General features: G+C 57.2%; 16 protein-coding genes. 8 read left to right on the top strand and 8 right to left on the bottom strand.

What is annotated here, in order from left to right; genetic code table 11:
* Positions 1–48 precede the first annotated feature (48 nt).
* The 5 genes from HRR99_RS00825 (at position 49) to HRR99_RS00805 (ending at position 3569) form a co-directional block, all read left to right on the top strand.
* Entirely contained in the window at positions 49–984 is a 936-nt protein-coding gene (locus HRR99_RS00825; RefSeq protein WP_233122417.1) for an aldo/keto reductase, read from the top strand.
* Positions 984–1427 (top strand): GNAT family N-acetyltransferase, encoded by a 444-nt coding sequence (locus HRR99_RS00820; protein WP_233122416.1) that lies wholly within the window; start codon positions 984–986, stop codon positions 1425–1427. The genes HRR99_RS00825 and HRR99_RS00820 overlap by 1 nt, the downstream gene beginning before the upstream one ends.
* 91 nt (positions 1428–1518) lie before the next feature.
* Positions 1519–2520 (top strand): aldo/keto reductase, encoded by a 1002-nt coding sequence (locus tag HRR99_RS00815; protein WP_233122415.1) that lies wholly within the window; start codon positions 1519–1521, stop codon positions 2518–2520.
* 194 nt (positions 2521–2714) lie between these two features.
* Entirely contained in the window at positions 2715–3131 is a 417-nt protein-coding gene (locus HRR99_RS00810) for a MarR family winged helix-turn-helix transcriptional regulator (RefSeq protein WP_233122414.1), read from the top strand.
* A 42-nt stretch (positions 3132–3173) separates the two neighbouring features.
* Positions 3174–3569, top strand: coding sequence for a tautomerase family protein (locus HRR99_RS00805; protein ID WP_233122413.1), 396 nt, complete (start codon positions 3174–3176; stop codon positions 3567–3569).
* Here the strand turns inward: HRR99_RS00805 and pheT are convergent.
* The 8 genes from pheT to infC all read right to left on the bottom strand — a co-directional run bounded on the left by pheT (position 3566) and on the right by infC (position 10007).
* Positions 3566–5989, bottom strand: coding sequence for a phenylalanine--tRNA ligase subunit beta (gene pheT, locus HRR99_RS00800; RefSeq protein WP_233122412.1), 2424 nt, complete (start codon positions 5987–5989; stop codon positions 3566–3568). The two genes, HRR99_RS00805 and pheT, sit on opposite strands and share 4 nt — an antisense overlap.
* Before the next feature lie 68 nt (positions 5990–6057).
* Positions 6058–6336: a DUF2442 domain-containing protein gene (locus HRR99_RS00795; RefSeq protein WP_233122411.1), complete on the bottom strand. Its 279-nt coding sequence runs from the start codon at positions 6334–6336 to the stop codon at positions 6058–6060.
* Positions 6320–6553 (bottom strand): DUF4160 domain-containing protein, encoded by a 234-nt coding sequence (locus tag HRR99_RS00790; RefSeq protein ID WP_112497783.1) that lies wholly within the window; start codon positions 6551–6553, stop codon positions 6320–6322. The genes HRR99_RS00795 and HRR99_RS00790 overlap by 17 nt, the downstream gene beginning before the upstream one ends.
* Before the next feature lie 3 nt (positions 6554–6556).
* The gene (gene pheS, locus HRR99_RS00785; RefSeq protein WP_233122410.1) at positions 6557–7639 is read right to left on the bottom strand and encodes a phenylalanine--tRNA ligase subunit alpha; all 1083 of its coding nucleotides are present in this window, start codon (positions 7637–7639) and stop codon (positions 6557–6559) included.
* Between the two features lie 21 nt (positions 7640–7660).
* Entirely contained in the window at positions 7661–8509 is an 849-nt protein-coding gene (locus tag HRR99_RS00780; RefSeq protein ID WP_233122409.1) for a BUD32 family EKC/KEOPS complex subunit, read from the bottom strand.
* A gap of 121 nt (positions 8510–8630) precedes the next feature.
* Positions 8631–9035, bottom strand: coding sequence for a 50S ribosomal protein L20 (gene rplT, locus HRR99_RS00775; protein WP_111840018.1), 405 nt, complete (start codon positions 9033–9035; stop codon positions 8631–8633).
* A gap of 40 nt (positions 9036–9075) precedes the next feature.
* Positions 9076–9279 carry a 50S ribosomal protein L35 gene (gene rpmI / locus HRR99_RS00770; protein ID WP_111840019.1) on the bottom strand — a complete coding sequence of 68 codons (204 nt, stop codon included), beginning with the start codon at positions 9277–9279 and terminating at the stop codon, positions 9076–9078.
* A gap of 191 nt (positions 9280–9470) precedes the next feature.
* A complete protein-coding gene (infC, locus tag HRR99_RS00765) occupies positions 9471–10007 on the bottom strand; it encodes a translation initiation factor IF-3 (RefSeq protein ID WP_062587745.1) in 537 nt (178 codons plus the stop codon).
* 185 nt (positions 10008–10192) lie between these two features.
* Between infC and HRR99_RS00760 the strand changes: the two genes are divergently transcribed.
* The 3 genes from HRR99_RS00760 to HRR99_RS00750 all read left to right on the top strand — a co-directional run bounded on the left by HRR99_RS00760 (position 10193) and on the right by HRR99_RS00750 (position 13510).
* Positions 10193–11002 carry an alpha/beta hydrolase gene (locus HRR99_RS00760; RefSeq protein ID WP_111840020.1) on the top strand — a complete coding sequence of 270 codons (810 nt, stop codon included), beginning with the start codon at positions 10193–10195 and terminating at the stop codon, positions 11000–11002.
* Between the two features lie 97 nt (positions 11003–11099).
* Positions 11100–11714 carry a transglutaminase-like cysteine peptidase gene (locus HRR99_RS00755; protein WP_233122408.1) on the top strand — a complete coding sequence of 205 codons (615 nt, stop codon included), beginning with the start codon at positions 11100–11102 and terminating at the stop codon, positions 11712–11714.
* Positions 11715–11917: 203 nt separating this feature from the next.
* Complete coding sequence (locus HRR99_RS00750; protein ID WP_111840022.1) at positions 11918–13510, top strand: ABC-F family ATP-binding cassette domain-containing protein; 1593 nt, start codon at positions 11918–11920, stop codon at positions 13508–13510.
* The last annotated feature ends 12 nt before the right edge of the window (positions 13511–13522 follow it).

The following is a 13522-nucleotide window of genomic DNA, read 5'->3' as shown; positions in this document are numbered from 1 at the left end:
CGCTTGCTACTGTTGTAGACATCAGAAGAAATAAAGGGAGTATCATCCGTGGAGAAACGCGCGCTTGGCCGGACCGGCCTTTCCATCGCCCCGATCGTCTTTGGCGGCAACGTCTTCGGCTGGACGGCGGATGAGAACACCTCCTTCCAGTTGCTAGATGCCTTTTTCGATGCAGGCTTCAACACCATCGACACGGCGGATGTCTATTCCGCATGGGTTGATGGTCATCAGGGCGGTGAGTCCGAAACCATCATCGGCAAATGGCTGAAGCGCGGCAGCGTACCCCGCGACAAGGCGATCATCGTATCCAAGGTCGGATATGATAAGGGGCTGAAGGCCGAGTGGATCGCGCAAGCCGTTGAGGCGTCGTTGCGCCGTTTGCAGACGGATTATATCGACCTTTATCTGGCCCATAAGCCGGACGCCGGAACGCCGATCGAGGAAACGCTTGGGGCTTTCACCAAACTCAAAGAACAAGGCAAGGTGCGCTCCATCGGCTGCTCGAACTACGATGCACCGGACCTGCAAGAAGCGCTCGACGTCTCCGCGAAAACCGGTTTGGCGCGCTTCGATGTCGTACAGCCGGAATATAACCTCTACACCCGCGAGAGGTTCGAAGGACCGTTGGCCGAAATGACCGCGAAGGAAGACATCGGCGTCATCAACTACTACAGCCTTGCCGCCGGGTTCCTGACCGGCAAATACCGTAGCAAGGCAGATACGGAAGGCGTGGCGCGCTCCTACCGTGTCGGCGATTACGTCAACTCGCGCGGCCTCGATATTCTCGGTGCCATGGACACGATTTCCGCTGAAACCGGGGCAAAGCTTGCCGATATCGCACTCGCCTGGCTTTTGCGCAAAAAGGCCGTGACTGCACCCATCGCCAGCGCCACCAGCCTTTCGCAGCTGGAAAGCTTCAAGCGCGCCACGGAACTGAAACTGACCGACAAGATGGTGGCGCTTCTGGACAAGGCTGGCGCATAATGGATCTCAGCATTCGCGATGCCCGTAGCGAAGACTACGGCCAGTGGCTTAGGCTTTGGCAGGATTACCTTGCCTTCTACAGTGTTGATCTCGCCGACGACGTAACCGCCCACACATGGGCGCGCATCATCGACCCCACGTCGCGCGTGTCTGCGCGTCTGGCAGTGCTGGATGGACAGGTGGTTGGCTTTGCCATCCACCACTTCCATGACAGCACTTGGGTCAAGACGCCGGATTGCTATCTGGAAGACTTGTTCATCGATGCCACCATTCGCGGCAAAGGGATCGGTCGCGCCCTGATCGATGACCTGATTTCCATCTGTGGAGAGAAGGGTTGGTCACGCCTCTACTGGCATACCAACGAGGATAATGCCCAGGCCCGCAAGCTCTATGACAGCTATATCAAGAGCGATGGCCATATCCGCTACCGGATCAAGTTCTGATCTCATGCATTTTCTATCGATCCCTGGCTCCCAGCGATCCATCGGACCCGTTGCAACGATGTAAACGGGTGCCGTTTTCAAGGACAGACAGATGCAAAACAGAATTCTCGGAAACAATCTCTCCGTTTCAGCGCTTGGCCTCGGCTGCATGGGCATGAGCCATGCTTACAGCCCATCTGCAGATGAAGCTGCCTCCATCGCGACCCTGCACCGCGCCGTCGAACTTGGCGTGACCTTCTTCGATACGGCTGAGGTCTATGGACCTCACACCAATGAAGTTTTGGTCGGCAAGGGCTTGAAGCCTTACCGCGAGAAGGTCATCATCGCCACCAAATTCGGCTTCAAGATCGATGCCAGCAAGCCAGCCGGACAGATGATGGTGGGTACCGACAGCCGACCTAAGAATGTGCACGCCGTGGCCGACGCCTCCCTCAAGCGTCTGGGCATCGATGTAATCGATCTCTTCTACCAGCACCGCGTTGACCCCAACGTGCCGATTGAAGAGACGGTCGGTGCAATGGCCGAACTGGTAAAGGCGGGTAAGATTCGTCATCTCGGCCTATCCGAAGCCAATGCGGAGACGGTACGCAAAGCGCACGCCACCCACCCTATCACCGCACTTCAAAGCGAGTATTCGCTGTGGACCCGCGATGTCGAGACAAACGGCGTGCTCGACACCTGCCGCGAACTCGGCATCGGCTTCGTGCCGTTTAGTCCACTCGGTCGCGGTGTTCTGACCGGCGCCTTGAAGAAGCTCGACGGCCTCTCCGACACCGATTTCCGCCGCTCCCTCCCCCGCTTCCAGGCGGAGAATTTCGACGCTAATCTGGCGCTCATAACGCTTCTTGAAGAGATGGCCGCGGAAAAAGGCGTGGCGGCGGGCCAACTAGCGCTGGCATGGGTGCTGGCACAAGGCGATTTCATCGTCCCTATTCCCGGCACGACGAAGATCGCCAATCTGGAAAAGAACGTGGCAGCGGCCGATGTGGCACTGAGTGCGGAGGAAGCTGCGAAGCTCGGTGAGCTTTTGTCTCCGGCGAAGGTCGCGGGCGGGCGATATCCCGCGCAGATGGCAGCGATGGCGAATAGATAATTTATCTATTTGTTTTTATTGAATTTTACACCCTCGTACCGCAAGAATTGGAGCGAGGGTGTAAAACCGTTTTAGAACAGTTTGTTAGAGGAAATTCCAGGACTTGCGCCACGTCAAGGTGAACGCACCGGACGAAAATTAAGTGTACGCTTCTAATATAGTTGCATATACAATCATTCGTGATATTGTAGGCCATGTTTGATCATTGTATCTACTTCAACACCATGGCCTTGAGCCGCCAACTGGAGCGCGTCTGGACTGAGGCTTTCAAGCCTTTTAACCTGACTCCCGCTCAAGCCTTTACGCTGCGCGCGGCGCTGAACAAGCCCGGCATGTTGCAGAGCGAGTTGGCAGACACGTTGCAGATCGCCAGAGCAACGGCCACACGAGCGATCGATGGGCTTGAGAAACGCGGTTTTCTGACGCGCCAAACAGCCAAGCGTGACAAGCGAGAGTGCGAGATTCACCCGACCGCAGAGGCTTTGGCACTGCATGCATCGTTGGATGCGGCCAGTGCTGCGGTGACCAAACGTTTGCGAACGGAACTCGGAGACGGTTCTTTTGAACAATTCGTAGACCAGGCAAAGTCCATCAACAGGCAGATAAGCTGATGCCAGACAAATAGTTGCATAGCTAACCACATGGAGAAGAAGATGCCGATTTTGAATGTTAAGGTGAGTGCCGAGAAGACTGAGGAGATGACAACGAAGATTTCCGCGCTTCTCTCGGAGTTGACGCATCGCATTCTGGGAAAGAACCCGGCCCTCACAGCCATCACAATCCAATACATCGATCCACTCGACTGGATTGTCGGCGGCAAGACTCTTGCCGCACAGGGCAAGTCCAGCGTCTATCTCGACATCAAAATTACAGATGAAACAAATACGAAGGCCGAAAAGGCAACCTATATCGCCGAGGTCTTCAAGGGCTTTTCAGCTCTCCTCGGAAACCTTCACGAGGAGAGCTATGTCTATGTCGAGGACGTGCGGGCGACCGCCTATGGTTACGGCGGTCTGACCCAGGAACGGCGTTATCACCACGCCGCTTAGGCGCGCAAAACGCCGCCTGTCGATTTCTCGACATTGCCGACGATCTTGGCCGTCAGTGCTTCGAAGTCCTCATCCGTCAGGGTCTTGTCGACCGGTTGGATCTGGACTTCGATGGCGATGGACTTCTTGTTTTCGCCGACGGATGCGCCTTCGAAGACGTCGAAGACATTGACGCCGGTGACGAGTTTGCGGTCGGCACTGGTCGCCGCCTTGATGATGGAGCCAGCTTCTACGGAGCGATCCACCACGAAGGCGAAGTCGCGCTTGACGGTCTGGAAGGGTGACAGTTCCAAAGCGGGTTTGGTGCGGGTCGCCTTCTTCTTCGGCTCGGGCATGGCATCGAGATAGATCTCGAAACCGGCATAGACGCCCGAGACATCCAGTTCGGCGAGCGTCTTCGGGTGGAATTCACCGAAGTAACCCAGGATGACCTTCGGCCCCATCTTGATCGTACCGGAGCGACCAGGATGGTACCAGTTAGGCGCACCTGCTTCGATCTGCACATTGCTCATCGGCAGGCCGCAGGCTTCGATGACGGCGAGTGCATCGGCCTTGGCATCATAGACATCCACCGGCTTGCCGCCGCCCTTGGCCGTGTTGGACCACATGCGACCGGAACCAGCCAGCGATGCCGTGCCACGGCGAACGCCACCGGCCACGCGACGCTGGGCTTCCGGCGTGTCACCTTCATAGGTGCCGGAGACTTCGAAGATCGCCACATCACCATGGCCCTTGTCGGCATTGCGCTGGGCAGCCGTCAACAGGCCGGGCAACAGCGAAGGGCGCATGTCCGACATATCGGCAGCGATGGGGTTGGCGAGCTTCAGCGCAGGCGAACCGCCGCCAAAGAGCTTTGCCTGGGCTTCGGGAATGAACGACCACGTCACCGCCTCCAGCATGCCGCGGCTCGCCAGCGAACGCTTGGCCGTGCGGGTGCGGATTTGCAGCGTGGTCAAAATACGGCCATTGACCGCGCCAAAGCTTTCCAGCGGTTCCGGCTTGATGTTATCGACGCCATGAATGCGCATCACCTCTTCCACCAGATCGGCCTTGCCATCCACATCGGGACGCCATGAGGGAGCCGAGACGCTCACGCGCTCGCCCGAACCTTCGATGCCGAAGCCGAGGCCCTTGAGAATATCGAGTGTTTCCTGCGCGGAAACATCAAGGCCCGTCAGGCGCTTGACTTCCGACAACGGGAAATCGAGCCATTTGGGCTCGAAGCCCTTGTAGCCGACGACCTTCGCTTCTGCCGCCGTGCCGCCACAGAGCTCCAGCACCAGTTCGGTCGTTCGCTCCAGACCCGGCACCATATATTCGGGATCGACGCCACGCTCGAACCGGTAACGGGCATCGGTGATGATGCCGAGCGAGCGGCCGGTCTTGGCGATGTTGATCGGGTCCCAGAGAGCCGATTCGATCAGGACATCGGTGGTGTTCTCATCGCAGCCGGAATGCTCGCCACCCATGACGCCGCCGATGGATTCGATGCCGTTATCATCGGCAATCACGACATTGGTGGGCCCAAGCTTGTACTCACGCTGATCCAGCGCAAGAATGGTTTCACCATCCTTGGCGCGGCGAACGACGAGATTGCCCTTGACCTTTGCCGCATCGAAGACGTGCATCGGGCGGCCCTGATCGAAGGTCATGTAGTTGGTAATGTCGACCAGTGCGTTGATGGGGCGAAGACCGATGGCGAGAAGACGCTGCTGCATCCACTTTGGGCTCGGACCGTTCTTCACGCCACGCACGAGGCGCAGGCCGAAGCCAGGGCACAGTGCGGCGTCATCGAGATCGAGCGTCACGTCAACCGGGGTTGCGCCTTCAACCTTGAAAGCCAGAGCAGGCTTTGTCTTGAGCGTGCCGAGACCCGAAGCAGCAAGATCACGCGCGATGCCGTAGATCGACGTGCAATCCGGGCGGTTCGGCGTGAGGTTGATCTCAATCATGGGATCGTCAAGACCGGCATAGGCTGCAAACGACGTACCGACCGGCGCATCGTCAGGCAGATCGATGATGCCATCATGGCTATCGGACATGTTGAGCTCTTTCTCCGAGCACATCATGCCATGGCTTTCCACACCGCGGATCTTGCCGACCGCCAGGGTGACATCGATGCCAGGCACATAGTCGCCCGGACGCGCCAGCGCTCCGACCAAACCGGCGCGCGCATTCGGCGCACCGCACACGATCTGCACCGGCTTGCCGTCGCCCGCATCGACGCTGAGCACCTTGAGACGATCCGCCTCCGGATGCTTTTCGGCGCTCAGAACCTTGGCGATAACGAAGGGCTTGTAGGCCGCCTTGTCATCGACATCCTCGACTTCGAGGCCGATGGCGGTGAGGCGTTCGCAGATCTGCTCGAGAGACGCATCGGTGTCCAGATGCTCTTTCAGCCAGGAGAGTGTGAATTTCATGTGGGTCTGTCCTTAACGGTATTTGTCTCTTCTGGACTGGCGATCTTGGGCGTGAAGTTCTTCATCAATTATGCAGCTTTCTGTGGGGCCGTCGCACCCGGAGCCTTGCGGCCCTTCAGCATGCCATCGACAGACAGGTCCTCATCAACTTCAGGCCAATGCACCCCTGCAAGCATCAATTCAACCGTGTTGCGCTGAGCTGGCGTCGCGTTCAAAAGCCTCGGATACCACCAAAGCGGCGTAGAAACGTGTCTACCGTCTGCTAGACGAACGTGGACCTCATGCGGATCGCACCATGCTTCGACAGGGCGATCGCTTTCTAGGTATGCATCATCCGAAGTAGTCATGCCACGCCTCCATCATCTGCTGCCGGTGTTCCTCAACTGTTTCCAATATACGGGCGATATCGCGCTGATTGAAGCCCTTTGCCTGCGCTAGTCTCACCGCGTCCAACCAAACCTTCGCTTCGCCACCGTTTCCATCAATATGAATATGCGGCGGCTCATGGCCATCACCTGAGTAGAAGTGAAAACGAAAGCCGTATTTGCGAAGAACGGTCGGCATGACTCAGCTGCTCAAACCACCAAACAATGTCGGCATGTCCAGTGGACGGAAGCCGTAGTGGGTCATCCAGCGGACGTCGGCGTTGAAGAAGTCGCGCAGGTCGGGCATGCCGTATTTCAGCATGGCGATGCGGTCGAGCCCCATGCCCCAGGCAAAGCCCTGGAACTCGTCGGGGTCGAGGCCACCGGCGCGCAGGACATTAGGGTGGACCATGCCGCAGCCGAGGATTTCCATCCAGTCCTTGCCTTCGCCGAACTTGACGATGGGGCCGGAGCGGTCGCACTGGATATCCACTTCGAAGCTTGGCTCCGTGAAGGGGAAGAAGGATGGGCGGAAGCGCATGGTGACGCTGTCGACTTCGAAGAAGGTCTTGCAGAACTCTTCCAATATCCAGCGCAGGTTTGCGACATTCGCCTTATTGTCGATCACTAGGCCCTCGACCTGATGGAACATCGGTGAGTGGGTGGCGTCGCTATCCTGACGATAGGTCTTGCCGGGAATGACGATACGGATCGGTGGCTTCTGGGATTCCATGGTGCGCACCTGGACGGGCGAGGTGTGCGTGCGCAGCACCTTGCGCTCACCGTTCTCGTCCGGCTGAAAGAAGAATGTGTCATGCATTTCGCGGGCCGGATGACCCTCGGGGAAGTTCAGGGCTGTGAAGTTGTAATAGTCCGTCTCGATATCCGGGCCTTCCGCGATGGAGAAACTCATATCGGCAAAGATGGCGGTGATTTCATCAACGATCTGGCTGATCGGATGAATGCGACCGCGCTCGGCAGGCGACTGGCGCACCGGTAGGCTGATATCCAGCGTTTCGGCCTTCAGGCGCGCTTCAATTGCCGCATCCTTCAACTCGGCCTTGCGGGCTGTGATGACGTCCGTCACTTCGGTCTTTAACTGGTTGATGGCGGCACCGCGCGTCTGGCGCTCTTCCGGGGTCATGGAGCCCAGCGTCTTCAACAGCTCGGAAACAGAGCCCTTTTTGCCCAGAGCGGAAACGCGCACGGCTTCGATGGATGCTTCATCCCCGGCAGCTGTGATGTCCGACATCAATTGCGATTTCAAGGTATCCAGTTCGGTCATATTTTCCTGCCTCGTCAGGCTTTAGCCTGCGGCTTCGGGTTTAACGGCATTCTTCAGATAATCAGTCGCCACGATAAAGCGTTGCAGATCACTACCCATCCGCACGCGTCCAATCAACCGTGCGAGCGGCAAAAAGCGGCTGAGAACACGCACCAACCGCTGTAATTCTACTATCGTTTCTTTCGGCGCGCGCGCTGACCATGCCTGGTAGGCAGCATCGAGTGTTGTCTTGCCGTTTTGCGCAAGTGATACCAGCGGCAGAAACAGCAGCCAGATGTCGCGCGCCTGCGCGGTTTCGAGCGGCATCACGGCCTCCGGCTCCTCCTCGAAATCCATGAAGCCGATGCGTCCGTCCTGCAAGAAGAAGTCGCGCACATGCGGGCGGCCATGGCACAGGCCTGCCGCATGGAGATTCCCGATGGCAGCGGCGCAATCGATCAAAAGCCCGTCGTGATCACTCGCGCCCGCGCCGCGTTTCGTTTTCAAAATGCGCTGGACCGTTGGCCCAACATCGGAAATGACGATGGCGGTCTGAGACGAATAGATGATCTCTGGGACGGGGAAACCATTTTCTCCAAACGTCATCATCCGGCGCTTCTCACGCGCCATCATCTCCGTGGGCTTGAGGATGGGCGATGGCTTCAGAAACTTGTAGGGCAACGCTGCGGCGAAAAACGCCTGGATTTTCAGCCACCAGGGCGCAGTTTCCGTGCCCTGTCGCTTGATCCAGACAGAACCTGCGGAAAGATTGAGTTGCTGAATGCGGTTGTCGCTGGTCAGCAAAACCTGCATCAAGGCAGCAATATCCGCGTCCTCGAGGTGGACATGGAATCCTCTAGCCTTTTCCTCCGGGTCAGCCGCTTGCAGCATTCATTACTCTTGGGCGCAAATCGCCCGTTCGCGGCCAGCAAAGACCGCCATCCGAATAAAAAAACCCGCACCGGTGGCCCGGCGCGGGTTTCAAATGAACAACAATTTGTCCGCGCCGTAATTACTTTACAGCGGCTTCAAATTCGTTGGTGGTGCCTGCGTCCTTGAGGTACGCAAGAGACTTCTTTGCTGTGTCAACGAGAACGCCGAACGCTGCTGGCTCATGGATAGCCATGTCGGACAGAACCTTGCGGTCCACTTCGATGCCAGCCTTGTTCAGGCCGTCGATGAAGCGGCCATAGGTCAGGCCGAATTCGCGAACAGCAGCATTGATACGCTGAATCCACAGAGCGCGGAAGTTGCGCTTGTTGACCTTACGGTCGCGGTAAGCGTACTGCTTGGAACGGTCCACAGCAGCCTTGGCTGCGCGGATGGTGTTCTTGCGACGGCCGTAGAAGCCCTTGGCTGCCTTGAGTGTCTTGGTGTGCTTGGCGCGGGAAGTTACGCCACGTTTTACGCGTGCCATGTCATGATCTCCTTAAAATGTCCAAATACGCGGAAAAGTCTTAGAGACCGTTCGGCAGATAGTTCTTGACGACCTTCTTGGCGTCAGCGTCGGCCAGAACCATGGTTCCGCGCGCGTCGCGAATGAACTTGTTGGAACGCTTGATCATGCCGTGGCGCTTGCCGGCAGCGGCTGCGAGAACCTTGCCGGTACCTGTGATCTTGAACCGCTTCTTTGCAGCGGACTTCGTCTTCATCTTGGGCATTTTGCTACTCCATTTTTGTATCGAAGGCAGGCAGACGAAGCCTGCTTTCAAGCTATTCTGGAACGGACACGGCATGCCCTGCCGGACCGTTCGGACGCGCTCCTATAACCTCAGTTATGAAAAAGAGCAACGGGGAATGATAAATTCCCCTGCGACTGTGCGTAAACGCCTACAATTCAGACGTTCTAGACTTACTTCGGTGCCAGAACCATCATCATCTGACGTCCCTCGAGCTTCGGTTCAGCTTCAACCTTGGCAATGGCTAGGGTGTCTTCCTTGACTTGCAGAAGGAGCTTCATACCGAGTTCCTGGTGAGCCATTTCACGGCCACGGAACTTCAGCGTTACCTTTACCTTGTCGCCTTCATCGAAGAACCGGTTCATCGCCTTCATCTTCACCTCATAGTCATGGGTGTCGATATTTGGGCGCATCTTGATTTCTTTGACTTCGACAATCTTCTGCTTCTTGCGCGCTTCGGCCGCTTTTTTCTGGGTCGAATACTTCAGCTTGCCAAGATCGAGAATCTTACAGACCGGCGGTTCCGCGTTCGGCGAGATCTCAACGAGATCGAGACCGGCGTCTTCTGCCATCTTCAAAGCCTGGTCCGTCGGCATCACGCCGAGGTTCTGGCCTTCTTCATCAATCAGCTGAATCTTGGGAATTCGGATTTCCCTGTTGGAGCGCGGGCCCTCTTTGACGGGGGCATCGGCTTTGAACGGTCTGCGAATGGTCGTATTCTCCTGATCTGTTTCGGGATCGCGTCGGCAAAAACAGCTTGTCGGTGCAAATGGCGGAAATGTCGTGAATGCCGCCGCGAAGTCAATAGCACAGCCGCTCAAAAAAATCACCTCCTGTCGTGCTTTTTCTGAATTTGCTCTACATGGGGAGTGGAACCGAGGAGAATCGCGTCGTTATGACTGAGCAAACCATTGAGTATATTACCGTCGGCACAACCAGTGATGCGCGCGAGATCGCTATACTGTCACGCGCGGCAGTGACGGATACGGACGCACCCACGCTGGTGTGGCTTGGTGGCTATCGCTCGGACATGACAGGCACGAAGGCGGTGGAACTGGACAAATTCGCTGTAGAAAACGGACTAGCCTGTATTCGCCTCGATTATTCCGGCCACGGCGCATCCGGCGGCGACTTCAACGAGGGTACGATTTCGCGCTGGCTGAATGAAACCATGGCGGTTCTGCGCCACAAAGCCCCGAAGCGTATCATTATAACAGGGTCTTCCATGGGCGGCTGGATTGCACTTCGGCTGGTGGAAGAACTGCGCAAGGTTACGAATGGTCCGCAGGTGGCCGGCTTGCTGCTGATTGCGCCAGCCCCGGATTTCACGGCTGATTTGATCGAACCCAACCTTTCGGAAGCTGAAAAGGCGTCACTTGCAGAGCGTGGATTCTTCGAGGAAAAGTCGGAATACAGCGATGAGCCCAATATTTTCACTCGGGACCTGATCGAAGACGGGCGCAACAACCTCGTGCTGACGGGGATCATCGAAACCGGGTGCCCGGTTCACATCCTACAGGGCATGCGCGACGACGACGTGCCGTACCAACATGCTCTCAAGCTGCTCAACCATCTGCCCGCCGACGACGTCGTGCTGAGCCTTATCCGCGACGGAGACCACAGACTGTCCCGTCCACAGGACATCGAGCGCATGCTGACGGCGGCCAAAAGCCTTGTTTTGTCGGCAAAAACGCAACGATCTTAACCATATTATTCATCTTGCGTTCATGGCGCTGAGTTCCGATTGACTTGCACCCCCTTCCTCTCTTAACTTTTCGTTAAGATTTTAAGGGACGGGTTTCATGAAGAACGCACCGTGGGCGCGTGCTCTGCTTGTAGCACTTGTGACCGGACTACTGTCTGCGGCCTCCGTGCAGGCAGAAAACAAGGGTAGCCTGTCTATGGTCACAGGCGGCATCACGTCCCAGCCGATCGGCCATTACGAGTTCTGCCAGAAGTACCAATCGGAATGCGACATTCGCAGCAAGCTGACGCCCCCACCGCGTGTGACGGAATATGGCTGGAAGGTCATTCACGACATCAACAAGGAAGTGAACTCCACGATCGTCGCCATGACCGATCTGGAAGTTTACGGCCGCGACGAGGTCTGGGAATACCCGACCACCGCTGGCGACTGCGAAGACTTCGTGCTGCTCAAGCGCCGCAAGCTGATGGAGCGCGGCTTTGCCGTATCCGATCTGCTGATAACGGTCGTTCGCAAGCCCGATGGTGAAGGCCACGCCGTACTCACTCTGCGCACCAATGAAGGCGACTTCATTCTCGACAACCTGTCGGATGAGGTCAAACTGTGGACGAACACCACCTACACCTATCTCAAGCGTCAGGCGTCCTTCAACACGGGCCGCTGGGTTTCCATCGAGGATGGTCGCGACGTTCTGGTAGGCGCACTGCGTTGATGACGTGCTGCGGCAGGTTTGTGCCTGCCGCAACTTGGAAATGGTGCGTCACCGCGCCGTCCAACATCTCATTTTAGCTTGAACACACATTGAGCCGATCCTATTATGGGGTCTCAGCCAATTCTCGCAGGATGTGTTCGACATGGATTTCTCCCCAACAACAACAGCCACCCATTTTGTTGTTTTCGGGAAAGTCGTTGCTCATGCCTGCCTCCATAACACTCTCCAATCTCAGCTGGTCCACGCCTGAAGGGCGTATCCTCTTTTCAAACCTGACACTCAGCTTCGACAGTGAACGAACCGGTCTTGTGGGTCGTAACGGTGTTGGAAAATCCACATTGCTGAGACTGATCGCTGGCGACCTCATTCCGCATGCAGGGAGCGTCTCCATCTCGGGTAGCATCGGCACGATGCAGCAAACCGTGCAGGTGGATGCACATCACACCATCGCTGATCTCTTTGGTGTATCTCAAGCGCTGGCCATTATCAGGCAGGCCGAAAGCGGTCAGGCAACGCTTGCGGAACTGGAAATTGCCGACTGGACGTTAGAGGACCGCATGCGGTCAGCCCTTGGTCTTCTCGGCCTTGATGCCAGTGCCGAGACGCACCTGTCATGCCTGTCCGGCGGGCAACGCACACGCGCCGGACTTGCCGCGCTGGTGTTCCGCAAGCCGGATTTCATGCTGCTGGACGAGCCGACCAACAATCTCGACCGCGAGGGCCGCACAGCCATCATTGATTTTCTGAGGGCATGGCGCGGCGGGGCGCTGGTCGTCAGCCATGATCGCGAATTGCTGGAGAGCATGGACACCATCGTGGACCTGACCTCGCTTGGGGCGAAACGCTACGGCGGAAATTGGAGCCATTATCAGAGCCTGAAAGCATTGGAGCTTGCTGCCGTGGAGCGCGACATGTCCGAGGCTGAGAAACAGCTCAACGACGTCGCTCGCAAAACACAGGAGAGAGCCGAGGCCAAGGCACGCAAAGACAGCACCGGGCGACGCAAGGCCGCCAAACGCGACCAGCCCCGAATCCTCCTCGGAGCCATGAAAAACCGAAGCGAAGGCACCAGCGGCAGCCATTCAAGGCTGGCGGAAAGCCGAGAGGCCGATGCTACGCAGACACTCGAAACGGCACGCCGCAAAATAGAAATACTTCAGCCACTTTCGGTATCGCTTGCCTCGACCGGCCTCCCCGCATCGAAAATGGTGTTGCAGATGGACGGGATTACGGCGGGATATCTGCCCGGTCTGCCGGTCTTGCGTGATGTTTCCTTTTCCATCACTGGGCCGGAACGGATTGCCGTGACCGGCGCAAATGGATCGGGCAAATCCACGCTGCTCTCTGTCATGACAGGTGCGTTGAAACCGTGGAGCGGTGAGATCAGGATTTTCACGGACTGGGCCATGCTGGATCAGCAGGTAAGTATTCTCGACGCCACGACATCCATTCTGGACAATTTTCGACGACTAAACCCGCAGTTCGACGACAATGCGTGCCGCGCGGCGCTGTCCCGCTTCATGTTTCGCGCCGATGCGGCCTTGCAGTTGGTCGGAGCATTGAGCGGCGGCCAGCTTTTGCGGGCGGGTCTGGCCTGTACCCTGGGAGGTGAAGCCCCGCCGCCGTTTCTGATTTTGGATGAACCGACCAACCATCTCGATATCGACGCAATAGAGGCTGTCGAGGCGGGCTTGCGCGCCTATGACGGCGCGCTTCTGGTTGTCAGCCACGATCAGGCGTTTCTGGACGCTATCGGTATCGAGCGCTATCAGCCAATGCCGATAAACAGGTTATGACGGCCGGGGCAA

It is taken from the genome of Agrobacterium vaccinii, assembly GCF_021310995.1.
Taxonomy (GTDB): Bacteria; Pseudomonadota; Alphaproteobacteria; order Rhizobiales; family Rhizobiaceae; genus Agrobacterium; species Agrobacterium vaccinii.
The sequence above is the reverse complement of the archived record's forward strand: the minus strand, read 5'-3'. Positions and strand labels throughout refer to the sequence as shown.

What these genes read in the sequence shown, in the direction of transcription:
- HRR99_RS00820 (WP_233122416.1), top strand. Translation starts at nt 984, where the DNA reads ATGGATCTCAGCATTCGCGATGCCCGTAGCGAAGACTACGGCCAGTGG.
- HRR99_RS00815 (WP_233122415.1), top strand. Translation starts at nt 1,519, where the DNA reads ATGCAAAACAGAATTCTCGGAAACAATCTCTCCGTTTCAGCGCTTGGC.
- HRR99_RS00810 (WP_233122414.1), top strand. Translation starts at nt 2,715, where the DNA reads ATGTTTGATCATTGTATCTACTTCAACACCATGGCCTTGAGCCGCCAA.
- HRR99_RS00805 (WP_233122413.1), top strand. Translation starts at nt 3,174, where the DNA reads ATGCCGATTTTGAATGTTAAGGTGAGTGCCGAGAAGACTGAGGAGATG.
- pheT (WP_233122412.1), bottom strand. Translation starts at nt 5,989, where the DNA reads ATGAAATTCACACTCTCCTGGCTGAAAGAGCATCTGGACACCGATGCG.
- HRR99_RS00795 (WP_233122411.1), bottom strand. Translation starts at nt 6,336, where the DNA reads ATGACTACTTCGGATGATGCATACCTAGAAAGCGATCGCCCTGTCGAA.
- HRR99_RS00790 (WP_112497783.1), bottom strand. Translation starts at nt 6,553, where the DNA reads ATGCCGACCGTTCTTCGCAAATACGGCTTTCGTTTTCACTTCTACTCA.
- pheS (WP_233122410.1), bottom strand. Translation starts at nt 7,639, where the DNA reads ATGACCGAACTGGATACCTTGAAATCGCAATTGATGTCGGACATCACA.
- HRR99_RS00780 (WP_233122409.1), bottom strand. Translation starts at nt 8,509, where the DNA reads ATGCTGCAAGCGGCTGACCCGGAGGAAAAGGCTAGAGGATTCCATGTC.
- rplT (WP_111840018.1), bottom strand. Translation starts at nt 9,035, where the DNA reads ATGGCACGCGTAAAACGTGGCGTAACTTCCCGCGCCAAGCACACCAAG.
- rpmI (WP_111840019.1), bottom strand. Translation starts at nt 9,279, where the DNA reads ATGCCCAAGATGAAGACGAAGTCCGCTGCAAAGAAGCGGTTCAAGATC.
- HRR99_RS00760 (WP_111840020.1), top strand. Translation starts at nt 10,193, where the DNA reads ATGACTGAGCAAACCATTGAGTATATTACCGTCGGCACAACCAGTGAT.
- HRR99_RS00755 (WP_233122408.1), top strand. Translation starts at nt 11,100, where the DNA reads ATGAAGAACGCACCGTGGGCGCGTGCTCTGCTTGTAGCACTTGTGACC.
- HRR99_RS00750 (WP_111840022.1), top strand. Translation starts at nt 11,918, where the DNA reads ATGCCTGCCTCCATAACACTCTCCAATCTCAGCTGGTCCACGCCTGAA.